Source organism: Promicromonospora sp. NPDC059942 (genome assembly GCF_042731755.1).
Lineage (GTDB): Bacteria > Actinomycetota > Actinomycetes > Actinomycetales > Cellulomonadaceae > Promicromonospora.
Genome location: NZ_JBHWLR010000021.1, coordinates 29,294 through 52,112 on the forward strand (window position 1 = coordinate 29,294; position 22,819 = coordinate 52,112).

Here is a 22,819-nt window from a genome sequence, read left to right on the forward strand (position 1 = left end):
CGACGTAATTTCGTGCGCGGCGATCTCCGACCGATCGAATGTCTATCCGGTCGGTCGGTTATCGCGCGCCGCGACTTCACCCGCGGTGCGGGACAACCAGTGCGGCCCCCAGCTCGTCTTGTGCGGTGGGGGCCCTCGCCGGCGGACGCCGGCACCCCGACCGGGAGGACATGACATGACCGAGGCTCTGCAGGCCGCCACGTCCGGTACGAACGTCGCCGAGGAGGCCGTTCGTGAGCACGCCGCCTGGCGTGCGGACCGGGAGCGTGAGCTGCGCGAGCCGTACGGCTGGCTGAGCCCGACGGCGCTGCTGTGGCCGACGGCGACGCCGTCGCGCCTGCCCGGGGTGCCCGGCGAGTGGTGGGTCGCCGACGGCGTGCTGCGCACCCAGCCCGTCCCGGGGGAGACCGCGGTGCTGGTGGGCGAGGACATCGAGCCCGACGGCCCCACGGCGATCGGCGTCGGCGAGGGGCGCGGCCGGGTCGTGGGTACCTTCCTGCCCGAGGGTCGGGCCGCCGGGCCGGACGACGCGGCCAAGGTCGCCGTCGAGGTGATCGTGCGCACCGGCCGGTACGGCGTGCGGCTGCGCGACCCGCAGGCCGCCACGCGCACCGCCTTCGCCGGCGTCCCCGCGTTCGACCACGACCCCGCCTGGGTGCTGGAGGTGCCCGTGCGCTGGTACGACGAGCCCGAGCCCGTCACGGTCGGCGCGGCCCGGCCCGGGCTGGTGCACCACGTCGAGGTGCTCGGCGAGGTCGACGTCGTGCACGGCGGCCGGTCGGCCACGCTCGCGCTGACCGGCACCCTGACGTCGCCCGTCGTCGTGTTCAGCGACGAGGCCGACGGCGTCGCGCCGTGGCGGGCGCTCCAGATCACGACGACCGACGCCGCGCCGTCGGGCACGCTGCGCCTGGACCTGAACCGGGCGGTGAACCTGCCGCACGCCTTCACGGACTTCGGCACGGGCGCCGCGCCGCTGGCGGGCAACCACCTGCCGTTCGCCGTCACCGCCGGGGAGAAGGCGCCGCGATGAGGGCGATTCACTGCAAGCGGATCGACCGATGAGGCGACACGCCGGGACAATTCGCCCGAGTTTCCGCGATTCCACCGGGTTACCGTGCACATGACCATGGCAGGATGACGCCATGGCGCTCACGGGACAGGTCAAGGAGGAGCTCGCGCGGGTGCGGGTGGCGAAGACGTCGTGCCGTAAGGCAGAGGTCTCCGCGACGCTGCGGTTCTCGGGCGGGCTCCACATCATCTCCGGGCGGGTCGTGATCGAGGCGGAGCTGGACACCGAGGCGGCGGCGACCCGGCTGCGGCACGCCATCCACGACCTCTACGGGCACACGAGCGAGCTCATCGTGGTGCAGGCCGGCGGCCTGCGGAAGAGCTCGCGGTTCGTGGTGCGCGTGGTGCGCGAGGGTGAGTCGCTCGCCCGCCAGACCGGCCTGCTCGACGCCCGCGGCCGCCCCGTGCGCGGCCTGGCGCCCGAGGTCGTGTCCGCCGGCGTCCCCGAGGCCGAGGCCGTCTGGCGCGGCGCGTTCCTGGCGCACGGGTCCCTGACCGAGCCCGGCCGGTCCATGGCGCTCGAGGTGACCAGCCCCGGGCCGGAGGCCGCGCTCGCGCTCGTCGGCGCGGCCCGCCGCCTGGGCGTGGCGGCCAAGTCCCGCGAGGTGCGCGGCATCGACCGCGTCGTGATCCGCGACGGCGACTCCATCGGCCGCATGCTGGAGCGGATCGGCGCGCCCGAGACGCTCAAGGTCTGGGAGGAGCGGCGCGAGCGCCGCGAGGTGCGCGGCACGGCGAACCGGCTGGCCAACTTCGACGACGCGAACCTGCGCCGGTCCGCCCGGGCGGCCGTGGCCGCAGGGGCGCGCGTGCAGCGGGCGTTCGAGATCCTGGGGGACGAGCTGCCGGAGCACCTGCGGCAGGCCGGTGAGCTGCGCCTGGCGCACAAGCAGGCGTCGCTGGAGGAGCTGGGCCGGCTCGCGGAGCCGCAGCTGTCCAAGGACGCGGTCGCGGGCCGGATCCGCCGGCTGCTGTCGACGGCGGACAAGCGCGCCCTGGAGCTCGGCATCCCGGACACCGAGGCGGGGCTGTCGGCGGACCTGCTCGATCTCTGATCTGTTTCCGTGGGATCTGTATTTGTGGGAAAGGACAGAACCGGGAGTTCCAGGCTGTCCGGCTCGGGTCACGGTTCGGCACGGTTCGGGTATAGGCTCGAAATCGTCAGGTGACGACGCCGTGACCATCGCGTTTCCCCTTCGGGTCGTCGCGGGGTCGCGGCGCCCGGAAACACCCTGGCAACGCACTGACTGTCGGGCATCGACGGCAGTGGCGTCAGATCCAAGGAAACGTGTGCGCCGGGACGGCCGGCGCCCCTGAGGAGGGCATTGTGACCATCCGCGTCGGCATCAACGGCTTCGGCCGTATCGGCAGGAACTTCTACCGGGCTCTCGTGGAGTCGGGTGCGGACATCGAGGTCGTGGGCGTGAACGACCTCACCGACAACAAGACGCTCGCGCACCTGCTCAAGTACGACACGACGCTGGGCCGCTTCGGCAAGTCGGTCGACTTCGACGACGACAACATCATCGTGGACGGCAAGAAGATCCGTGCGCTCGCCGAGCGCAACCCGGCCGACCTCCCCTGGGGCGAGCTGGGTGCGGACATCGTCATCGAGTCCACGGGCTTCTTCACGGACGCCACCAAGGCGAAGGCGCACATCGACGCCGGCGCGAAGAAGGTCATCATCTCGGCCCCGGCCAAGAACGAGGACGCGACGTTCGTCATGGGCGTCAACCACGAGCAGTACGACGCCGCGGCGCACCACATCATCTCGAACGCGTCGTGCACCACGAACTGCCTCGCCCCGCTGGCGAAGGCCCTGAACGACTCGATCGGCATCGAGCGTGGCCTCATGACCACGATCCACGCCTACACGGGTGACCAGAACCTGCAGGACGGCCCGCACAGCGACCTGCGTCGCGCCCGCGCCGCCGCGCAGAACATCGTGCCGACCACCACGGGTGCCGCCAAGGCCGTCGCCCTGGTGCTGCCGGAGCTCAAGGGCAAGCTGGACGGCTACGCCCTGCGCGTGCCGGTCATCACCGGCTCGGCCACGGACCTCACGTTCGAGGCGCCCCGCGACGTCACCGTCGAGGAGGTCAACGCCGCGGTCAAGGCCGCCGCCGAGGGCCCCCTGAAGGGCATCCTGGAGTACGTGGACGACGAGATCGTTTCGTCGGACATCGTGACCAACCCGCACCAGAGCATCTACGACTCGAAGCTCACCAAGGTGATCGGCAACCAGGTCAAGGTCGTCTCCTGGTACGACAACGAGTGGGGCTACTCGAACAGCCTCGTCTCGCTCACCGTGTTCGTCGGCGAGAAGCTCTGACCGCTTTCTCACCAGCGTGAACTCCGACGTCCGCGTGCGCATCGGCCAGCCGGCGCACGCGGACGTCGTCATGTGACGGAAACCCTGACCGGCCTCCTGGCGGCCGGTCCCCGACCTGGAGTGCTCATGAAGACCATCGACTCCCTCGGCGACCTGCGCGGCAAGCGCGTCCTGGTCCGCTCCGACTTCAACGTGCCGCTGGACGGCACCAAGATCACGGACGACGGCCGCATCCGTGCCGCCCTCCCGACGCTGACGCGGCTGACCGACGCCGGTGCGCGCGTCGTCGTCCTGGCGCACCTGGGCCGCCCCAAGGGCACGCCCGACCCGCAGTACTCCCTGGCGCCTGTCGCCGCCCGCCTGGGCGAGCTGCTCGGCCAGGACGTCGCCCTCGCCGAGGACCTCGTGGGCCCGTCGGCGAAGGCCACGGTCGAGGCCCTGGCCGACGGCCAGGTCGCCCTCCTGGAGAACGTGCGGTTCGACGCGCGCGAGACCTCGAAGGTCGACGCGGAGCGCGCCGAGCTCGCCGGTGAGCTCGCGCAGCTCGCGGACGCGTTCGTCTCGGACGGCTTCGGCGTCGTGCACCGCAAGCAGGCCTCCGTGTACGACATCGCGCAGGTGCTGCCCGCCGCGGCCGGCGACCTGGTGCTGAACGAGGTCCAGTCGCTGTCGAAGGCGACCGGCGACCCGGAGCGCCCGTACGCCGTGGTGCTCGGCGGCTCGAAGGTGTCGGACAAGCTGGGCGTCATCGCGAACCTGCTGACCAAGGCGGACCGCCTGCTCATCGGCGGCGGCATGGTCTTCACGTTCCTCGCGGCCAAGGGCCAGTCGGTGGGCAACAGCCTGCTGGAGGCCGACCAGATCGAGACCGTCAAGGGCTACCTGGCCACGGCCGAGGCCAACGGCGTCGAGATCGTGCTGCCGACCGACATCGTCGCGGCGGACTCGTTCGCCGCGGACGCGCCGCACCAGGTCGTCGCGGCCGACGCGATCCCGGACGGCACCATGGGCCTGGACATCGGCCCCGAGTCGGGCAAGCTGTTCGCCGGCAAGCTGGCGGACGCGAAGACCATCGCGTGGAACGGCCCCATGGGTGTGTTCGAGTTCGAGGCGTTCGCGGACGGCACCAAGGCCGTGGCGCAGGGCATCGTCGACGCGACGGCCGCCGGCGGGTTCTCCATCGTGGGCGGCGGCGACTCCGCTGCCGCGGTGCGCGTGCTGGGCTTCGACGAGGCCGGGTTCAGCCACATCTCGACCGGTGGCGGCGCGAGCCTGGAGCTGCTGGAGGGCAAGGAGCTCCCCGGCCTCACGGTTCTCGCCGACTGACGCTCGCCGACGACGCTCGTCGGCCGACCTGACCTCCCTCTGAACAGAAAGAAGAAGCACGTGGCTACCACCCGCACGCCGCTGATGGCGGGCAACTGGAAGATGAACCTGGATCACCAGCAGGCGATCAGCACGGTCCAGAAGCTTTCCTGGACCCTGAAGGACGCCAAGCACGACTACGCGGCGGTGGAGGTGGCGGTCCTCCCGCCGTTCACCGACCTGCGCTCGGTGCAGACGCTGGTGGACGCCGACAAGCTGGAGATCGTCTACGGCGCCCAGGACCTGTCCAAGCACGAGTCCGGCGCCTACACGGGTGAGATCTCCGGCACGATGCTGAAGAAGCTGGGCTGCACCTACGTGGTGATCGGCCACTCGGAGCGCCGCGAGTACCACGCGGAGACCGACGACGTCGTCAACGCCAAGGTGCGCGCCGCGTTCGCGCACGGCCTGACCCCGATCCTGTGCGTCGGCGAGGGCCTGGAGGTCCGCAAGGCGGGCAACCAGGTCTCGTACACCCTCGCGCAGGTCGAGGCCGCCCTGGCCGACGTGCCGGCCGAGCAGGTCGCGAGCATCGTCATCGCCTACGAGCCCGTCTGGGCCATCGGCACCGGCGAGGTCGCCACCCCGGACGACGCGCAGGAGGTCTGCGGCGCGATCCGCCGGGTGCTCGGCGAGCTGTGCGACCCGGGTGTCGCCGACGGCGTCCGCGTGCTGTACGGCGGCTCCGTGAAGTCGGGCAACGTCGCGCAGATCATGGCGCAGCCCGACGTCGACGGCGCCCTGGTGGGCGGCGCGAGCCTGGACCCGGAGGAGTTCGCGAAGATCGCCCGCTACCAGTCCCACGTCGTCGCCTGAGACCAGAGCGCAGCGCAGGGTGAGGGCCGAGGTACGAGGCACTCGCCCGGAGCGGAGCGGCGGTCTCGGGCGACCGAAGGCACCGCGTAGCGAACCCCTTTCCTGACGTGTCAGACCCACAGGTCACGAGAGTGACCTGTGGGTCTGACACGTAGGGCAGGACGCACGTTTTCCGCAACCTGCCTGAGGTACCCTCACACGGGCGTGACGTTCCAGGTGCGACTCCCTTTCGGGGCCTTTCAAAGGTCTGATCAGGGGGTTCGCAATGTGAGGTACGTCTCGCTTATTCTTGACCGAATCCGCCGCCGGGGAACGCCCTGGCACATCTACAACCGAGGACGTGAACCGTGGACGCGCTCCGCATCATCCTGGAAGTCCTGCTGGTCCTGACCAGTGGCTTTCTCACCATGCTCATCCTGCTCCACAAGGGCAAGGGTGGCGGTCTGTCCGACATGTTCGGTGGCGGTATCTCGATGGGCGCCGGTTCGTCCGGCGTGGCCGAGCGGAACCTCAATCGCATCACAATCGCCTTCGCCCTCGTGTGGGCCGTGGTGATCGTCCTGCTCGGACTCATCCAGAAGGTCAGCTGACCCGGTCGCCAAGCGCCTAGCAGCTGACGGCCACACACAGAGGGGACGACAGACGTGGCATCAGGCGGTCATGCGATTCGGGGGAGCCGGGTAGGCGCCGGCCCCCTCGGGGAGACGGAGCGGGGCGACACCGCCCCGCGTATCCGAGTTTCTTACTGGTGTGCCAACGGGCACGAGACGGCACCGAGCTTCTCGGTGGGCGAGGACGTCGAGGCGCCCACGCAGTGGGACTGCCCGCGGTGCGGCTTCCCCGCGGGGATGGACCCGGTGAACCCGCCGTCCCCGGTACGGAACGAGCCGTACAAGACGCACCTCGCCTATGTGAAGGAACGCAGGTCCGACGAGGACGGCGCGGCCCTCCTGGAGGAGGCGCTGGAGGCACTGCGGGTCCGCCGTGGTGGCCGCGTAGCAGGCTAAGAGTTTTCGCGGCGAAGTAGTCGTGCAGAAAGAGGTGGCCACCCGGTTCGCGCCGGGTGGCCACCTCTTTCTGTGCGCCTCGTGCTACGCCGTCGCCGTCGTCGCGCCCGCGGACTCCAGGTCCAGCAGCCACAGCGTCCGTGCCTGCCCGACGGCGCCCGCGGCGGGCACCTCCGTGACCGGGTCGCCGGCCAGGGCGGCCGCAACGCGGTCCGCCTTCTCGGCGCCCGCCGCCACGACCCACACCTCGCGGGCGGACCGGATCGCGTCGAACGTCAGCGAGACCCGCTCCGGCGGAGGCTTGGGCGAGCCGTGCACGCCCGTGGTGGTGCCCTGCGCGTCCAGTCCCTCGTGGCCGGGGAACAGGGACGCGACGTGTCCGTCCGGGCCCATGCCGAGCAGCAGGACGTCGAACGCCGGGACGCCGCCCGCCTCGCCCTGCGCGTGCTCGGCCAGCAGCGCCGCGTAGGCCGCCGCGCCCTCCTCGGGCGTGGCGACCGACGTCGGCCCCGGCATCGGGTGGACGTTGGCCTCGGGGAGCCCGTGCTCGGCGACCAGGGCGTCGAGCAGGGCCTCCCGGGCCTGCGTCTCGTTGCGGTCGGGGTCGCCGTCCGGCAGGAACCGCTCGTCGCCCCACCACAGGTGCACGTTCGACCAGTCGATCGCCGGCACGAGCGGGCTCGCGGCCACGGCCGCGAGCGACGCGATGCCGACCGTGCCGCCCGTGAGCACCACGTGCACGGGGGACCGGACCGACTGCACGTCCAGGACGCGCGTCAGCAGGCGCGCGGCGGTCGCCTGCGCGAGCACCTCCTTGTCGGGGTGCACGACGACGAGCCGCACCCCGGACGACTCGGCCATCAGGCCGCCGTCCGGTTGGTGACGTGCCCCAGACCCCGCGTGAGGACCTCCTCGAAGACCTCGTCCGGGTCGAGCCGGCGCAGCTCCTCGATCAGGGCCTCGTTGAGCGCGCGGATCGGCAGGGCGATCCGGCGTGCGGGCTTGCCCGGCTGGGTGATCGTGACGGTGCGGCCGTCCGGGCGGTCGAGCACGATGGGGCCGCTCTTGCGCTCCAGGACCACGCGGGTGATCGCGTCGTCGCTGGCGGTGCGCACCACCTCGGCCGGGCAGTTCAGCCGGGCGCCGAGCCAGGCCGCGAGCAGGTCGAGCGACGTGTGCCGCTTCTGCCCCTCGACCGTCACGGACAGCACGGGCTCGAACGGCGGCTGCTCCACGGCGGCCGCGATGAGCGCCCGCCACAGGGTGACGCGCGCCCATGCGAGGTCGGTGTCCCCGGGGGCGTACGTCCCGGCGAGGTTGCCGAGCATGTCCTGCGGGTGCTTGGCCGTGGTGCTGTCGATGATCCGGCGGGTCGCCATGGCGCCCACCGGGTCCTGCGACGGCACCGCGGGCGCCTCACGCGGCCACCAGGCCACGATCGGCGCGTCGGGCAGCAGGAGCGGCATCACCAGCGTGTCGGTCCGCTCCAGGAGCGGGCCGAAGGCGCGCAGCACCACCACCTCGGAGGCGCCGGCGTCACCGCCCACGCGGATCTGCGCGTCGAGCCGGGCGTCCGCACCGCGCGTCGCCGGGGCGACGACGATGACCCGGCACGGGTGCTCACGGCTCGCGTCGTTGGCGGCCTCGACCGACTCCTCGACGTCGCGCTCGTCGGCCAGCACCACGAGGGTCAGCACGCGGCCCAGGGCCACCGCACCGCCCTCGTCGCGCAGGCGCACCAGGCGCTTGTTGACGTCGTTGGTCGTCGTGTCCGGCATGTCGATGATCACGGTCGCCTCCAGGTCCTGCCGTCGCGCTCCATCATGGCGTCGGCCGACGGCGGACCCCAGGTGCCGGACGCGTACGGCTCCGGCTGGCCCTTGCGTGCCCAGTAGGACGTGATCGGGTCGAGGATCTTCCAGGAGAGCTCGACCTCCTCACGCGTCGGGAACAGCGGCGGGTCGCCGAGCAGCACGTCGAGGATGAGCCGCTCGTAGGCCTCGGGGGAGGACTCGGTGAACGAGTGCCCGTACCCGAAGTCCATCGTCACGTCGCGCACCTGCATGGCCGTGCCCGGCACCTTGGCGCCGAACCGCATGGTGACGCCCTCGTCGGGCTGCACGCGGATGACCAGGGCGTTGTTGCCGAGCTCGGACGTCAGCGACGTCTCGAACGGGAGGTGCGGGGCCTTCTTGAAGACCACGGCCACCTCGGTGACGCGGCGGCCCAGGCGCTTGCCGTGCCGCAGGTAGAACGGGACGCCCGCCCAGCGGCGGTTGTCGACGTCCACCCGGATCGCGGCGAAGGTCTCCGTGCTGGAGTCCTTCGCGATGCCGTCCTCCTCCAGGAAGCCCGGCACCTCCTCGCCACCCTGCCAGCCGGCCTCGTACTGCCCGCGGGCGGTGTGCTTGCCGAGGTCACGCGGCAGGCGCACGGACGAGAGCACCTTGATCTTCTCGGCGCGCAGCTCGGCGGCGTCGAAGTTGCGGGGCTCCTCCATGGCCACCAGCGCCAGGAGCTGGATCAGGTGGTTCTGGATGACGTCGCGCGCGGCGCCGATCCCGTCGTAGTAGCCCGCACGGCCGCCGATGCCGATGTCCTCGGCCATCGTGATCTGCACGTGGTCCACGTAGTTCGAGTTCCACAGGGGCTCGAACATCGTGTTCGCGAAGCGCAGCGCCAGCAGGTTCTGGACGGTCTCCTTGCCCAGGTAGTGGTCGATGCGGAACACCGACTCCGGGTCGAAGACCTTCGAGACCACCGCGTCGAGCTCCTTGGCGCTGGCCAGGTCGTGCCCGAACGGCTTCTCGATGACGACGCGCCGCCAGGCGTGCACGCCGTCGCCGTCCGCGTCCTTGTCCGGGTGCGACAGCCCGTGCTTGGAGAGCTGCTCGCAGACCACGGGGAACGCCGACGGCGGCACCGACAGGTAGAACGCGTGGTTGCCGCCCGTGCCGCGCTCCTTGTCGAGCGTCTCGACGGTCTCGCGCAGCCGCTCGAACGCGTCGTCGTCGTCGAAGGAACCCTGGACGAACCGGATGCCCTCGGCGAGCTGGCGCCACGTGGCCTCCCGGAAGGGAGTCCGGGCGTGCTCCTTGACGGCGTCGTGCACCACCTGCGCGAAGTCCTGGTCCTCCCAGTCGCGCCGGGCGAAGCCCGTCAGGGCGAAGCCCGGCGGCAGGAGGCCGCGGTTGGCGAGGTCGTAGACGGCGGGCATGAGCTTCTTGCGCGACAGGTCACCCGTCACGCCGAAGATCACGAGCCCGCTGGGCCCCGCGATGCGGGGCAGTCGCAGATCGAGGGGGTCGCGCAGGGGGTTGACCCCCTGCGCGATCTTGGCCGGCCTCACCGCTCGCCGGCCCCGGCCTCGTCGAGGCCGGCCTTGGTGGTCGTCAGGAGCTCGTCCCAGCTGACCTCGAACTTCGTCACGCCCTCGTCCTCCAGCTGTGCGGTCACCTCGTCCATCGAGATGCCCTGCGCCTCGACGGCCGCGATGGTCGCGGCCGCCTGCTCGGCCGAGCCGGTCACGGTGTCCGCCAGCACGATGCCGTGGTCGGCGAAGGCGTCGAGCGTCTTCTCCGGCATCGTGTTGACGACGCCCGCGACGACCAGCTCGTCGACGTACATCGTGTCGCGGTAGGCCGGGTCCTTGACGCCGGTCGACGCCCACAGCGGCCGCTGCGGCTGCGCGCCGTCCGCCGCGAGGGCGGCCCAGCGCTCACCGGAGAAGACCTCCTCGTAGGCGGCGAAGGCCAGGCGGGCGTTCGCGATGGCGGCCTGGCCGCGCAGCGCGAGCGCCTCGTCCGTGCCGACGGCGTTCAGCCGCTTGTCGATCTCGGAGTCCACGCGGGACACGAAGAACGACGCGACCGACCCGATCACGGACAGGTCGTGGCCGGCGGCCTTCGCCTGCTCCAGGCCGGCCAGGAACGCGTCCATGACCGCCCGGTACCGCTCGATCGAGAAGATCAGCGTCACGTTGACGCTGATGCCCTTGGCCAGGGTCGACGTGATGGCCGGCAGGCCCTCGACCGTGGCGGGGATCTTGATCATCACGTTCGGCCGCGCGACGGTCTCCCACAGCCGGACGGCCGTGGTCTCCGTCGCCGCCGTGTCGCGGGCCAGCCGCGGGTCCACCTCGATGGACACGCGGCCGTCCACGGCGGCGGTGGCGTCGTAGACGGGGCGCAGCAGGTCCGCCGCGTCCCGCACGTCGTCCGTGGTGATGCGCTCCACGGCCTCCTCCACGTCCGACCCGGCCAGCTCGGCCAGCGTCTCCGCGTAGGCGTCGCCGTGCGCGAGCGCCGCCGCGAAGATCGTCGGGTTGGTGGTCACGCCCACGACGTTCCTGCTGGTCATGAGCCCGGCGAGGTTGCCGGTGCGCAGGCGCTCACGAGACAGGTCGTCGAGCCAGATGGCGACACCCGCCTCGGACAGCCGCTCGGTGGGGCTGACGTTCTCGCTGCTGTCGCTGGTGCTGTCAGTCATCGTGCCCTTCCTCTCTCGTGTCCAGGTGTGCCGGCGCGGTTCAGGACGCCGCCTCGATCGACTCCTTGGCGGCCTGGGCGACCGCCTCGGAGGTGATGCCGTACTCGGCGTAGAGCGTCTTGTAGTCGGCCGAAGCGCCGTAGTGCTCGAGCGAGACGATGCGGCCGGCGTCGCCGACCACCTCGCGCCAGCCCTGCGCCACGCCCGCCTCGACCGAGACGCGGGCCTTCACACCGGACGGGATGACCGACTCGCGGTACGCCTCGTCCTGCTTGTCGAACCACTCGCGCGAGGGCATGGAGACCACGCGGGCCTTGACGCCGTCGGCGGCGAGGATCTCGCGCGCCTCGACGGCGAGCTGCACCTCGGAGCCGGTGCCCACGAGGACGACGTCGGGCGTGCCCTCGGTGTCCAGGAGCACGTAGCCGCCCTTGAGGGTGCCCTCGGCGCCGGCGAAGCCGTCGGTGCCGCGCGGGTAGGTGGGCACGTTCTGCCGGGTCAGCACGAGGCCGGCCGGGTTCTTCGTGTTCTCCAGGATGCCGCGCCAGGCCCAGGCGGTCTCGTTCGCGTCGGCCGGGCGGACGACGTCGAGGTTCGGGATGGCCCGCAGCGCCGCGAGGTGCTCCACCGGCTGGTGGGTCGGACCGTCCTCGCCGAGGCCGATCGAGTCGTGCGTCCACACGAAGGTGGTCGGGATGCTCATCAGCGCGGCCAGGCGCACCGAGGCACGCATGTAGTCGGCGAACTGCAGGAACGTGCCGCCGTAGGGGCGCGTCAGGCCGTGCAGCACGATGCCGTTGAGGATCGAGCCCATGGCGTGCTCGCGGATGCCGAAGTGCAGGGTGCGGCCGTAGGGGTCGCCCGGGAACTTCTTGGTCGCGTGCTCGGTCGGCACGAACGACGGCACGCCGTCCATGGTCGTGTTGTTCGAGCCGGCGAGGTCGGCGGAGCCGCCCCACAGCTCGGGCAGCACGTCCTTGAGCGAGGTCAGGACCTTGCCCGACGCCGCACGGGTCGCGACGCCCTTCTCGCTCGCCTCGAACTCCGGCAGGGAGTCCGTCCAGCCCTCGGGCAGCTCGTTCGAGCGCAGGCGCTCCAGGAGCGCGGCCTGCTGCGGGTTCGCCTCGGACCAGGCGGCGAAGGCCGTCTCCCAGGCCTGGCGCTCGGTGGCCTGGCGCTCGCCGACGGAGCGCGTGTAGGCCAGCACCTCGTCGTCGATCGTGAACGTGGCCTCGGGGTCCAGGCCGAGCGCGGACTTGAGGCCCTTGACCTCGTCGGCGCCCATGGCCGAGCCGTGGATGCCGCCCGTGTTCTGCTTGGTGGGCGACGGCCAGCCGATGATGGTGCGCAGCGCGATGATCGACGGCTTGCCGGTCTCGGCCTTGGCGGCGTCGATGGCGGCGGCCAGCGCGTCGGTGTCCTCCGCGTAGCCCTCGCCGCCCGAGGTCCAGTCCACGCGCTGGGTGTGCCAGCCGTAGGCCTCGTAGCGCTTCAGCACGTCCTCGGTGAACGCGATGTTGGTGTCGTCCTCGATCGAGATCTTGTTGTCGTCCCAGATCAGGATGAGGTTGCCGAGCTGCTGGTGGCCCGCGAGGGACGAGGCCTCGGAGGTCACGCCCTCCTGCAGGTCGCCGTCGGACGCGATGACGTACACGTGGTGGTCGAACGGCGACTCGCCGGGGGCGGCGGCCGGGTCGAGCAGGCCCCGCTCGCGGCGCGACGCGAAGGCCATGCCGACGGCGGAGGCGAGGCCCTGGCCCAGCGGGCCCGTCGTGATCTCGACGCCCGCGGTGTGGCCGAACTCCGGGTGGCCCGGGGTCTTGGAGCCCCAGGTGCGCAGCGCGGCGAGGTCGTCCATCTCCAGGCCGTAGCCGGCGAGGAAGAGCTGCAGGTAGATCGTCAGCGACGAGTGGCCGGCGCTCAGCACGAACCGGTCGCGACCCTGCCAGTCGGGGTCGGACGGGTCGTGGCGCATGGCCTTCTGGAAGAGGAGGTACGCGGCCGGCGCGAGCGAGATCGCGGTGCCGGGGTGTCCGTTGCCCACCTTCTCGACGGCGTCCGCGGCCAGCGCCTTGATGGCCTTGACCGCTCGCTCGTCGAGCTCCGACCACTCCAGGGGCTTCAGCACGGGGTCGAAAGCGTTCACGAGTCCTCTTTCTCTCCGCCGTCGACCCTCGTCCTTGTCCGGAGAGCGGACGCGCTGGAGAGCCGCGCAGCGTGCGTGCGGCGGCGGCGGGATGCCGGCCGCCCTTCAATCGATGGCGTCAACAACCCTATACGCGCGCGTAATCCGTTGCGCAGGGCTGTCCACGGACTGTTCGTCCCAGGATGCGGTGGACAAATCTCACACGCCCGTCCGGGAGCGCGGTGCGCGGCGGGGTCAGCCTGCGACGTACCATGGGCACGCACCCGACCGGCAACAGCGCCCACCAGGTGCGTTATCGACTCCAGGACCCTCCCGAACGGAACTGCGACGCGCGTGAGAACGAGCCACCCGACGAACGGCCAGACCGCGCGTCCCCAGACGTCCGCCCCCGAGGCCGCGGCCGGCGTCGAGCAGCGTCCCGGGGGATGGTTCATGCGCCGCGCCGGCGCGTACGTCGCCCTGACCAAGCCGCGCGTCATCGAGCTGCTGCTCGTGACGACCGTGCCCACCATGATCCTGGCGGCCGACGGCCTGCCCAGCTTCTGGCTGATCGTCGCCACGCTGATCGGCGGCGCCGGCGCCGCGGGCAGCGCGAACGCGTTCAACATGTGGTGGGACCGCGACATCGACCAGGTCATGAACCGGACCAAGAAGCGTCCGCTGGCCACCGGCGAGATCACGCCGCGCGCCGGCCTGGTGTTCGCCTCGATCCTCGGCCTGCTGTCGCTCGCGTGGTTCGCGCTCGTCATCAACTGGGCCGCGATGTGGCTCACGCTGGGCGCGATCGCGATCTACGTCGTGGGCTACACGATGATCCTCAAGCGCCGCACCCCGCAGAACATCGTGTGGGGCGGCATCGCCGGCTGCATGCCGGTGTTCATCGGCTGGGCCTCGGTCACCGGCGGGCTGAGCTGGGCCGCGCTGGCGCTGTTCGGCATCATCTTCTTCTGGACGCCGCCGCACTACTGGCCGCTGTCGATCAAGTTCAAGAAGGACTACGCGAACGCGAACGTCCCGATGCTCCCCGTGGTCAGCGACGACAAGCGCGTCGCGGCCGAGATGGTGGGCTACACGATCGCGATGATCGCCTGCTCGCTGGCGCTGACCCCGCTCGCGGGCATGTCGTGGGTGTACACCGTGGTGGCCGCCGTCCTGGGCGGCTGGTTCCTCTGGTCCACGATCGCGATGCTGCGCCGGGCGCAGGGCAAGGCCAGCGGCAAGCTGGGCGCCATGAAGGTGTTCCACGGCTCCATCACCTACCTGTCGCTGCTCTTCGTGGCAGTCGCGGTGGACGTCTTCCTGCCCTTCTGATCGTCCGCCGGGCGCCGCACCAGACCTCTGCATAGCGGTGGTCATGATTCGGCCTGCACCCTCGTGGCCGCCTAGGCTGAGCGCGTGACCGAGACCCCAGCCGACCGAACCACCGACCCTGCCGAACAGCCGGCCGCGCAGTCCGCGGGCTACTCCTCGGGCCTGCCGACGGCGTCCGCCGTCGTCCCCGAGAGCGACCTGGCGCCGCGCCGGGCGGCCCGCGAGAAGTCGCGTGTCGCCCCCGACTACGCGCGTGCCTGGCTCCTGCTCTCCGCGATGCGGACCGAGCTCTTCGACAAGGCGCAGCTCTCCCGGGCGGACCAGGTGATCCTCGACTGCGAGGACGCGATCGACGACTCCCTGAAGGACGAGGCGCGCGAGAACGTCATCCGCTGGATCAAGAGCGGCGGCAGCGCCTGGGTCCGGATCAACGACCGCACGGCGCCGTCCTGGGCGGACGACGTGGCCTACCTGCGCGGCCTCGAGGGCCTCAACGGCGTCATGCTGGCCAAGACCGAGAGCGCGGACGACGTCATCGACACCGCCCAGCGGCTCGGCGGCGACGTGCCCGTCATCCCGCTCGTGGAGTCGGCCCTCGGCATCGAGGAGGCCGTGCACATCGCGAAGGCGCGCGGCGCGTTCCGGCTCGCGTTCGGCTCGGGTGACTACCGCCGCGACACCGGCGCCGCCAACGAGCCCATGGCCATGGCCTACCCGCGCACGCGCCTCGTGGTCGCCAGCCGCATCGGCGGCCTGCCCGGCCCCGTGGACGGCCCCACGGTCGGCTCGTCGCACGCGCTGCTGCGCGAGCAGTCGACCGACGCCGTCAACCTCGGCATGACCGGCAAGCTCTGCCTGGACTTCGAGCAGTCGAGCGTCATCAACGAGTCCTTCGCGCCGACGTCGTCCGACGTGGCCTGGGCCGTCGACTTCTTCGCCGAGTTCGAGGCCGCCGGCTCCGTGATCCGCGACGGCAGCGACAAGCCCCGCCTGGCCCGCGCCCAGGTGATCCGCTCGCGCGCCGAGCTGTTCGGCATCAACCCGGCGTGACCTGACGTCACCCGCCGACGGCGTGGCCCGCCCGCACGGCGGGCCACGCTCGGCATGATGGGCCGGTGTCCACCGCACTGGCCCGTCCGTCCCACGAGCACCAGCCCGCCGTCCCGTCCGCCCCTGCCGTCTCGGTCGAAGGCCGGCTCGACCGCGCGCTGCGCGACTACCTCGCGCACCTGAGCGTGGAGCGCGGCCTCTCGGCCAACACCGTCGCGGCCTACCGGCGCGACCTGGTGCGGTACGCGGCGTTCCTCGACGCGGCGGGCCGGGACCTGGCGGGGGTCGCCGAGTCCGACGTCACGAGCTTCGTCGAGGCCGTGCGCCAGGGGTCCGACGGCGGCCGGCCGCTGTCGCCGTCGTCCACGGCCCGCGCCCTGGCCGCCGTGCGCGGCTGGCACAAGTTCGCGCAGGCCGAGGGCCTGGCCGTCGAGGACCCGTCCGCCGACGTGCGGGCGCCCACCCAGCTGCGGCGCCTGCCGCACGCACTGTCCGTGGACGACGTCGCCGGGCTGCTCGACGCCGCCGGCGCGGGCGACGGACCGCTGCCCCTGCGCGACCGGGCCCTGCTGGAGCTGCTCTATGCGACCGGGGCGCGGATCTCCGAGATCGTCGGGCTGGACGTCGACGGCGTGGGGGACTCCGCCGCCGTCCGGCTGCTCGGCAAGGGCTCCAAGGAGCGGGTGGTGCCCGTGGGGTCGTTCGCGCGCGACGCCCTGGAGGCCTACCTCGTGCGGGCCCGTCCGGAGCTGGCCGCCGCGGGGCGCGGCACCCCCGCCCTGTTCCTCAACACGCGCGGCGCGCGCATGTCCCGGCAGACGGCGTGGGCCGCGCTCCAGTCCGCGGCCGGCCGGGCCGGGCTCACGGAGCACGTCTCGCCGCACACCCTGCGGCACTCGTTCGCGACCCACCTGCTGTCCGGCGGGGCCGACGTGCGCGTGGTCCAGGAGCTGCTCGGGCACGCGTCGGTCACCACCACGCAGATCTACACGATGGTCACGCCCGACGCCCTGCGCGAGGTCTACGCCGCCGCCCACCCGCGTGCCCGCTGACCGCCCGGCACCGAACCACGCCACGCCGGGGCTCCGAGCCGGGTGGTGCCCACACTCTGGTATAGCGTGGCGGGCGTGAGCGAGGCACCCAGCCAGGAGGGAGCGAGCACGATGACCGACATTCTTCTCGGCAAGGCGGTCGTCGGCGCACCCACGGACTCGGAGATCGTGCGCGACGTGGTGGGGCGGGTCATGCCCGACCTGCCCGAGCCGGCACCTCTGGCCAGTCACGGCCCGGCGCGCATCATCGCGATGTGCAACCAGAAGGGCGGGGTCGGCAAGACCACGACCACGATCAACCTCGGCGCGTGCCTGGCCGAGTACGGCCGCAAGGTGCTGCTGGTCGACTTCGACCCGCAGGGCGCCGCGTCGGTCGGCATCGGCGTCAACCCGCACGAGCTCGACCTGACGATCTACAACCTGCTCATGGAGCGGGGCGTGGACGTCCAGGACGTGCTGATCCCGTCGGGCATCGAGAACCTCGACGTGCTGCCGGCGAACATCGACCTGTCGGCCGCGGAGGTGCAGCTCGTGGGCGAGGTCGCCCGGGAGTCGGTGCTGGCCCGCGCGCTGCGCCCGGTGGTCGACGACTACGACGTGATCCTCATCGACTGCCAGCCGAGCCTCGGCCTGCTCACCGTCAACGCCCTCACGGCGGCGCACGGCGTGCTCATCCCGCTGGAGTGCGAGTTCTTCGCGCTGCGCGGCGTCGCGCTGCTGGTGGAGACCATCGAGAAGGTGCGGGACCGGCTCAACCCCGCCCTGGAGATCGACGGTATCCTCCCCACCATGTACGACTCGCGCACCCTCCACTCCCGTGAGGTCGTGGCCCGGGTGCACGAGGCCTTCGGCGACACGCTGCTGCACTCGATCATCGGGCGCACGGTCAAGTTCCCCGACGCCACGGTCGCCGCAGAGCCCATCACCGCGTACGCCCCGGGGCACCCCGGTGCCGCCGCGTACCGTCAGCTCGCCCGGGAGCTCGTGGCCCGTGGCGACGCTGCCTGATGCCTGAGGCGGAGGTGCTGTCGGTCGAGGCGCCCGAGGCGCTGCCGGCCGACCCGGCGTCGACGGCGGAGCAGGCGCCTCAGGTGCCCGAGGAGCAGCCCGCCGAGCGGTCGTCGTCGCGCATGTTCCAGGTGCGGCTGCACAACTTCGAGGGCCCGTTCGACCTGCTCCTGTCGCTCATCGCGAAGCACAAGATGGACGTCACCGAGGTGGCGCTCGCGGTGGTGACCGACGAGTTCGTCGGGCACATCCGCGAGGCGGAGCGGGCGTCCCGGGAGGCCGCCGAGCGCGGCGAGGTGCACGAGTCGTGGGACCTAGGTGTGGCCAGCGAGTTCCTGGTCATCGCCGCGACCCTGCTGGACCTCAAGGCCGCGCGCCTGCTGCCCGGCGTCGTGGACGAGGACGCGGAGGACCTCGAGCTGCTGGAGGCCCGCGACCTGCTGTTCGCGCGGCTGCTGCAGTACCGCGCGTACAAGGAGGTCTCGAAGGTCCTCGCGGAGCAGATGGCGTCGTCCGGACGCCGCGTGCCCCGCCTGGCGCCGCTCGAGCCGCACCTGGCCGCGATCCTGCCGGAGCTGGTCTGGGACACGACGGGGGAGCGGCTCGCGGAGCTGGCCGCGAAGGTGCTCGCGCCCAAGCCGCCGCCCGTGGTCGGGCTGGCGCATCTGCACGGCTCGGCGGTGAGCGTGCGCGAGGAGGCGGGCGTCATCGTCCGGCGCCTGCGCTCGGAGCACGCGGTCACGTTCCGGTCGCTCACGGCCGGTACGGAGCGCCTCGTGACGGTCGCCCGGTTCCTCGCGCTGCTGGAGCTGTTCCGCGACGCGCTGGTCGGCTTCGAGCAGGTCAGCCCGCTGGGCGAGCTGACGGTGCGGTGGACGGCCGGGCCCGACGACGGCGGGAAGTACCTCGACCCGGCGGCCGGCCCCAGCGAGTTCGACGAGGAGGACCTGACCGCCCCGGCGGTGGAGCAGGCGCCCGAGCCGGTAATCGAGCAGGGAACCGAACAGGCAGACATCCCGCAGCCCGGAACGGAGGCGACAGCATGACGGTCGAGGAACAGGCCCCGCCGGCGGACGCCCCCGCCAACACCGAGGCCCCCGCGGCGCCCGCCCCGGAGGAGCAGCTCGTCGTCGACGTGCACACGCTCCCGGGCGGGGCGCACGCGGCCGTCGAGGCCGTGCTCATGGTGGCCGACGCGCCGATCGGTGCGGACCGCATCGCGGCGGCGCTGAACCTGACGCAGGACGAGACCGACGACATCCTGCACGAGCTGGCCGACGAGTACGCCGGCCACCTCGGGTCCCGGCCGCGCGGTTTCGAGCTGCGGCGCACCGTGGACGGGTGGCGCATCTACTCCTCCACGGCGCACGCGGACCCCGTGGGGCGCTTCGTGCTGGACGGCCAGTCGGCCAAGCTGAGCCAGGCTGCGCTGGAGACGCTCGCCGTGATCGCGTACCGTCAACCGGTGTCGCGCGGCCAGATGAGCGCGGTGCGTGGCGTGAGCGTGGACGGCGTCGTGCGGACCCTGCTGACCCGCGGGCTGATCGCCGAGATCGGTCAGGACCCGAGCTCGGGTGCGGTTCTGTTCGGAACCACGGGATACTTCTTGGAGCGGATGGACTACTCGTCGCTCGACGAGCTGCCCCCGCTGGCGCCGCACCTGCCGGATCTCGACACGATCGACGGCCTCGACGGGCTGGACTCCTAGTCCTGCCCGGGGCCTGCACGACGGGTTTCGCGCGCGCCCCTTTTCCGAGAACTTCCGACGTACCGAGAGACGAATCATGAGCAACGAACGCCGCGGCGGGAGCCGCCGCGAGTCCGGCAAGCAGGGCGGACGACAGGGCCAGAACTTCCGTGGGGGCAGCTCCGCGAAGAGCCGCGCGCAGGCGAACCGGCCGCGCCGTCGGCCCGCGAAGCCCACGGAGCCGGCCCGGGACGTGCACGTCGAGGACGGTGTGCGCCTGCAGAAGGTGCTCGCGCAGGCCGGGCTGGGCTCGCGCCGCGCGTCCGAGGAGCTGATCGCGAACGGGCACGTCGAGGTGGACGGCCAGCTCGTCACCGAGCTGGGCGTGCGGGTCGACCCCACCACCGCCGTCATCCACGTGGACGGGCTGCGCATCCAGCTCGACCAGGCCAAGGTGACGATCGCGCTGAACAAGCCGCTCGGCGTGGTGTCCACGATGGACGACCCCAAGGGCCGCCCGACGGTCGCGGACCTCATCAGGAACCGCGAGGAGCGCCTGTTCCACGTGGGCCGGCTCGACGCGGACAGCGAGGGCCTGCTGCTCCTGACGAACGACGGCGAGCTCGCCAACCGCCTCTCGCACCCGAAGTACCAGATCGCCAAGACGTACCTCGTGACGGTCGAGGGCGAGGTGTACCCGCGCGTCGGCCGCGAGCTCCTGAAGGGTGTGGAGCTGGAGGACGGCGTCGCCAAGATGGACGCCGTGCACGTGCTCCAGCAGATCGACGGCTTCGCGATGCTGGAGGTCGTGCTGCACGAGGGCCGCAACCGGATCGTGCGCCGCATGTTCGACGCCGTCGGGCACCCCGTCACGCGGCTGGTGCGCACCCGGATCGGCCCGATCCCGCTCGGCGACCTGAAGGCCGGCCGCACCCGCGTCCTGGGCCGCACGGAGCTGGGCACCCTCATGGGTGCGGTAGACCTGTAACCTCTCCCGCTGAGTGCTGGCTATTTGCGGCTGACGAGCACTCTGAAGCGCAGATACCCAGCACTCAACGGAAATGAGCGAACCTGTGACCAGCCCTGTAGTGATCGCCATCGACGGGCCGTCGGGCTCCGGCAAGTCGAGCGTGTCGAAGGCGGTCGCCGCGCGGCTCGGCCTGGCCTACCTCGACACGGGGGCCATGTACCGGGCGGCCACGGTGTGGAGCATGGAGACGGCGGACCTGGCGGACGCCGGGGCCGTCACCACCGCGGTCCGGGCGATGCCGCTGGTCATGGGGCTGGACCCGGCCGCCCCCGGCGTCGAGCTGAACGGCCGGGACGTCGCCGTGACGATCCGCTCCACCGAGGTCACGACCAACGTGTCGAAGGTCGCGTCCAACCTCGACGTGCGCGCCGAGCTCAAGCGGCTCCAGCGCGCGATCATCGACCAGGAGTCCGAGGCGGCCCGGGCCGTGCAGTCGGGCGGCCGCGGGATCGTGGCCGAGGGCCGCGACATTACGACGGTCGTGGCGCCCGACGCCGACGTCCGCGTGCTGCTCATCGCCTCGGAGGAGGCCCGGCTGCGCCGCCGGTCCCTGGAGCTGCACGGCGCCGCCGACGCCGGCGCCGTCGAGGCGACGAAGGACCAGGTGCTGCGCCGGGACCAGGACGACGCCAAGGTGACGCAGTTCCTCGTCGCCGCGGACGGCGTGGTGACCGTCGACTCCAGCGACCTCGACTTCGAGCAGACGGTCGACGCCGTGCTGGCCGTCGTCACGCAGGTGACGGGACGCGAGGTCGCGCCCTCCGCTTGAGTTCTCGCCACGGCCCGGGCCCAGGCCCGGGCCGGAGCGACGCAGGTCATATGCGCGGGAGTCGGCCTGAGCGGGTCGGGCCTGCGACAATGGGGGCATGACCCACGACTCCTCTGCATCTGAGGCTGCCCTGGACGCGGCGGCCCGAGACGATGCTGCCCCGGACGCTGCCGCCTCGGACGCTCCCGACCTCGACCTCACCGAGACCGAGGACGACGTCGCGCGCGAGCGCGCCCTGCGCGTCGGCCTCGAGGAGTTCGAGCTCGACGAGGAGGACCAGGCGCTCCTGGACTCCGAGTGGTCCGACGAGGAGTCCGAGGCCGAGCAGATCCTGCCGGTGCTCGCGATCATCGGGCGGCCGAACGTCGGCAAGTCGACCCTGGTCAACCGCATCCTCGGCCGCCGCGAGGCGGTCGTGGAGGACAAGCCGGGCGTGACGCGCGACCGCGTCTCCTACCCGGCCGAGTGGGCCGGCCGCCGGTTCATGCTCGTGGACACGGGCGGCTGGGAGGTCGACGTCGCCGGCATCGAGTCCAAGGTGGCGGAGCAGGCCGAGGTCGCGATCTCCCTGGCCGACGCCGTGGTCTTCGTGGTCGACGCCGCCGTGGGCGCCACCGCGACGGACGAGCGGGTCGTGGAGCTGCTGCGCCGCTCCGGCAAGCCGGTCGTGCTGTGCGCCAACAAGGTGGACGGCGCCTCGGGCGAGGCGGACGCCACCTACCTCTGGGCCCTTGGCCTGGGGGAGCCGTACCCGGTCTCGGCCCTGCACGGCCGCGGCACGGGCGACCTGCTCGACGCCGCCGTCAAGGCCCTGCCCACCAAGTCCGCGCACGGCACGCTGCGGCCCTCGGGCCCGCGCCGCGTGGCGCTCGTCGGCCGGCCGAACGTCGGCAAGTCGTCGCTGCTGAACAAGATCGCCGGCTCGGAGCGCGTCGTCGTCGACGAGGTGGCGGGCACCACGCGTGACCCCGTCGACGAGCTGATCGAACTGCGCGGCATCCCGTACTGGTTCGTGGACACCGCCGGCATCCGCCGCCGCGTGCACCAGACCAAGGGTGCCGACTTCTACGCGTCGCTGCGCACCGCGGCCGCCATCGAGAAGGCCGAGATCGGCGTGGTCCTGGTGGACGCGTCCGCCCCGCTGACCGAGCAGGACATCCGCGTGATCCAGCAGGTCGTGGACTCCGGTCGCGCCCTGGTGATCGCGTACAACAAGTGGGACCTCATGGACGAGGACCGCCGCCCCTACCTCGAGCGCGAGATCGAGAAGGAGCTGGTGCAGATCCAGTGGGCGCCGCGCGTCAACCTGTCGGCCCGCACGGGCTGGCACAGCGAGCGCCTGGTGCCGGCGATCGAGCGGTCGCTCGCGTCCTGGGACCGCCGCATCCCCACGGGCAAGCTCAACTCGTTCCTCGGTGAGCTCGTGGCCGCGCACCCGCACCCGCTGCGTGGCGGCAAGCAGTCGCGCATCCTGTTCGCGACGCAGGCCTCGACGCGGCCGCCGCGGTTCGTCATCTTCGCCACGGGGTTCATCGAGGCCGGTTACCGCCGGTTCATCGAGCGCCGCCTGCGCGAGACGTTCGGCTTCGAGGGCACGCCCATCGAGATCTCGGTGCGGGTGCGGGAGAAGCGCCGGCGCTGAGGCGTCATCCCGGCATGCGGCTCGGGGGGGGTGGCCGAGGGGGCT

Annotated in this window: 21 protein-coding genes; 16 read left to right on the plus strand and 5 right to left on the minus strand. The window is 71.9% G+C overall.

Features of this window, described 5'->3' with window-relative positions; all coding sequences use genetic code 11:
- Window positions 1–175 precede the first annotated feature (175 nt).
- The 7 genes from ACFV9Q_RS24885 to ACFV9Q_RS24915 all read left to right on the plus strand — a co-directional run bounded on the left by ACFV9Q_RS24885 (window position 176) and on the right by ACFV9Q_RS24915 (window position 6,591).
- Window positions 176–1,033: a DUF1684 domain-containing protein gene (locus ACFV9Q_RS24885; RefSeq protein ID WP_377236637.1), complete on the plus strand. Its 858-nt coding sequence runs from the start codon at window positions 176–178 to the stop codon at window positions 1,031–1,033.
- Between the two features lie 112 nt (window positions 1,034–1,145).
- Entirely contained in the window at window positions 1,146–2,126 is a 981-nt protein-coding gene (gene whiA, locus ACFV9Q_RS24890) for a DNA-binding protein WhiA (protein ID WP_377228504.1), read from the plus strand.
- 272 nt (window positions 2,127–2,398) lie between these two features.
- Window positions 2,399–3,403, plus strand: a complete 1,005-nt coding sequence (gene gap / locus ACFV9Q_RS24895) for a type I glyceraldehyde-3-phosphate dehydrogenase (RefSeq protein WP_377236638.1) — start codon at window positions 2,399–2,401, stop codon at window positions 3,401–3,403.
- Window positions 3,404–3,529: 126 nt separating this feature from the next.
- Complete coding sequence (locus tag ACFV9Q_RS24900) at window positions 3,530–4,729, plus strand: phosphoglycerate kinase (RefSeq protein ID WP_377236639.1); 1,200 nt, start codon at window positions 3,530–3,532, stop codon at window positions 4,727–4,729.
- 84 nt (window positions 4,730–4,813) lie between these two features.
- Window positions 4,814–5,584 carry a triose-phosphate isomerase gene (tpiA, locus tag ACFV9Q_RS24905; protein ID WP_377236667.1) on the plus strand — a complete coding sequence of 257 codons (771 nt, stop codon included), beginning with the start codon at window positions 4,814–4,816 and terminating at the stop codon, window positions 5,582–5,584.
- Between the two features lie 347 nt (window positions 5,585–5,931).
- Window positions 5,932–6,174, plus strand: a complete 243-nt coding sequence (gene secG / locus ACFV9Q_RS24910) for a preprotein translocase subunit SecG (protein ID WP_020014806.1) — start codon at window positions 5,932–5,934, stop codon at window positions 6,172–6,174.
- A gap of 54 nt (window positions 6,175–6,228) precedes the next feature.
- Window positions 6,229–6,591: an RNA polymerase-binding protein RbpA gene (locus ACFV9Q_RS24915; protein ID WP_377236640.1), complete on the plus strand. Its 363-nt coding sequence runs from the start codon at window positions 6,229–6,231 to the stop codon at window positions 6,589–6,591.
- Window positions 6,592–6,675: 84 nt separating this feature from the next.
- On the opposite strand, the gene pgl is transcribed toward ACFV9Q_RS24915, so the two are convergent.
- Genes pgl through tkt form a run of 5 tightly spaced genes read right to left on the minus strand, consistent with a single transcriptional unit; the run spans window position 6,676 to window position 13,225 of the window.
- Window positions 6,676–7,452 carry a 6-phosphogluconolactonase gene (pgl, locus tag ACFV9Q_RS24920; RefSeq protein WP_377236641.1) on the minus strand — a complete coding sequence of 259 codons (777 nt, stop codon included), beginning with the start codon at window positions 7,450–7,452 and terminating at the stop codon, window positions 6,676–6,678.
- Complete coding sequence (gene opcA / locus ACFV9Q_RS24925; protein ID WP_377236642.1) at window positions 7,452–8,381, minus strand: glucose-6-phosphate dehydrogenase assembly protein OpcA; 930 nt, start codon at window positions 8,379–8,381, stop codon at window positions 7,452–7,454. Before opcA ends, pgl begins: the two co-directional genes overlap by 1 nt.
- Entirely contained in the window at window positions 8,378–9,940 is a 1,563-nt protein-coding gene (gene zwf / locus ACFV9Q_RS24930; protein WP_377236643.1) for a glucose-6-phosphate dehydrogenase, read from the minus strand. The genes opcA and zwf overlap by 4 nt, the downstream gene beginning before the upstream one ends.
- The gene (tal, locus tag ACFV9Q_RS24935; RefSeq protein WP_377236644.1) at window positions 9,937–11,079 is read right to left on the minus strand and encodes a transaldolase; all 1,143 of its coding nucleotides are present in this window, start codon (window positions 11,077–11,079) and stop codon (window positions 9,937–9,939) included. The genes zwf and tal overlap by 4 nt, the downstream gene beginning before the upstream one ends.
- 40 nt (window positions 11,080–11,119) lie before the next feature.
- On the minus strand, window positions 11,120–13,225 hold the full coding sequence (gene tkt / locus ACFV9Q_RS24940; protein WP_377229076.1) for a transketolase: 2,106 nt from the start codon (window positions 13,223–13,225) through the stop codon (window positions 11,120–11,122).
- A 333-nt stretch (window positions 13,226–13,558) separates the two neighbouring features.
- Here tkt and ACFV9Q_RS24945 point away from each other — a divergent pair, with 333 nt between their 5' ends.
- From ACFV9Q_RS24945 to der, 9 genes are all read left to right on the plus strand, one after another.
- Complete coding sequence (locus ACFV9Q_RS24945; protein ID WP_377229075.1) at window positions 13,559–14,536, plus strand: heme o synthase; 978 nt, start codon at window positions 13,559–13,561, stop codon at window positions 14,534–14,536.
- Between the two features lie 198 nt (window positions 14,537–14,734).
- On the plus strand, window positions 14,735–15,586 hold the full coding sequence (locus ACFV9Q_RS24950; protein WP_377229080.1) for an HpcH/HpaI aldolase/citrate lyase family protein: 852 nt from the start codon (window positions 14,735–14,737) through the stop codon (window positions 15,584–15,586).
- 158 nt (window positions 15,587–15,744) lie between these two features.
- A complete protein-coding gene (gene xerD / locus ACFV9Q_RS24955; protein WP_377229079.1) occupies window positions 15,745–16,638 on the plus strand; it encodes a site-specific tyrosine recombinase XerD in 894 nt (297 codons plus the stop codon).
- A gap of 111 nt (window positions 16,639–16,749) precedes the next feature.
- Complete coding sequence (locus ACFV9Q_RS24960; RefSeq protein ID WP_377229078.1) at window positions 16,750–17,646, plus strand: ParA family protein; 897 nt, start codon at window positions 16,750–16,752, stop codon at window positions 17,644–17,646.
- Window positions 17,646–18,692, plus strand: a complete 1,047-nt coding sequence (locus ACFV9Q_RS24965) for a segregation and condensation protein A (RefSeq protein WP_377236645.1) — start codon at window positions 17,646–17,648, stop codon at window positions 18,690–18,692. Before ACFV9Q_RS24960 ends, ACFV9Q_RS24965 begins: the two co-directional genes overlap by 1 nt.
- Window positions 18,689–19,354: an SMC-Scp complex subunit ScpB gene (locus tag ACFV9Q_RS24970; RefSeq protein ID WP_377236646.1), complete on the plus strand. Its 666-nt coding sequence runs from the start codon at window positions 18,689–18,691 to the stop codon at window positions 19,352–19,354. The genes ACFV9Q_RS24965 and ACFV9Q_RS24970 overlap by 4 nt, the downstream gene beginning before the upstream one ends.
- A 76-nt stretch (window positions 19,355–19,430) precedes the next feature.
- A complete protein-coding gene (locus ACFV9Q_RS24975) occupies window positions 19,431–20,321 on the plus strand; it encodes a pseudouridine synthase (RefSeq protein WP_377236647.1) in 891 nt (296 codons plus the stop codon).
- Between the two features lie 73 nt (window positions 20,322–20,394).
- Window positions 20,395–21,132, plus strand: coding sequence for a (d)CMP kinase (gene cmk / locus ACFV9Q_RS24980; RefSeq protein WP_377236648.1), 738 nt, complete (start codon window positions 20,395–20,397; stop codon window positions 21,130–21,132).
- Between the two features lie 97 nt (window positions 21,133–21,229).
- Window positions 21,230–22,774, plus strand: coding sequence for a ribosome biogenesis GTPase Der (gene der / locus ACFV9Q_RS24985; protein ID WP_377236649.1), 1,545 nt, complete (start codon window positions 21,230–21,232; stop codon window positions 22,772–22,774).
- Window positions 22,775–22,819: the final 45 nt, after the last annotated feature.

What these genes read in the sequence shown, in the direction of transcription:
- ACFV9Q_RS24965 (WP_377236645.1), top strand. Translation starts at nt 17,646, where the DNA reads ATGCCTGAGGCGGAGGTGCTGTCGGTCGAGGCGCCCGAGGCGCTGCCG.
- tal (WP_377236644.1), bottom strand. Translation starts at nt 11,079, where the DNA reads ATGACTGACAGCACCAGCGACAGCAGCGAGAACGTCAGCCCCACCGAG.
- whiA (WP_377228504.1), top strand. Translation starts at nt 1,146, where the DNA reads ATGGCGCTCACGGGACAGGTCAAGGAGGAGCTCGCGCGGGTGCGGGTG.
- der (WP_377236649.1), top strand. Translation starts at nt 21,230, where the DNA reads ATGACCCACGACTCCTCTGCATCTGAGGCTGCCCTGGACGCGGCGGCC.
- ACFV9Q_RS24975 (WP_377236647.1), top strand. Translation starts at nt 19,431, where the DNA reads ATGAGCAACGAACGCCGCGGCGGGAGCCGCCGCGAGTCCGGCAAGCAG.
- ACFV9Q_RS24970 (WP_377236646.1), top strand. Translation starts at nt 18,689, where the DNA reads ATGACGGTCGAGGAACAGGCCCCGCCGGCGGACGCCCCCGCCAACACC.
- ACFV9Q_RS24885 (WP_377236637.1), top strand. Translation starts at nt 176, where the DNA reads ATGACCGAGGCTCTGCAGGCCGCCACGTCCGGTACGAACGTCGCCGAG.
- ACFV9Q_RS24900 (WP_377236639.1), top strand. Translation starts at nt 3,530, where the DNA reads ATGAAGACCATCGACTCCCTCGGCGACCTGCGCGGCAAGCGCGTCCTG.
- tpiA (WP_377236667.1), top strand. Translation starts at nt 4,814, where the DNA reads ATGGCGGGCAACTGGAAGATGAACCTGGATCACCAGCAGGCGATCAGC.
- cmk (WP_377236648.1), top strand. Translation starts at nt 20,395, where the DNA reads ATGAGCGAACCTGTGACCAGCCCTGTAGTGATCGCCATCGACGGGCCG.
- ACFV9Q_RS24960 (WP_377229078.1), top strand. Translation starts at nt 16,750, where the DNA reads ATGACCGACATTCTTCTCGGCAAGGCGGTCGTCGGCGCACCCACGGAC.
- pgl (WP_377236641.1), bottom strand. Translation starts at nt 7,452, where the DNA reads ATGGCCGAGTCGTCCGGGGTGCGGCTCGTCGTCGTGCACCCCGACAAG.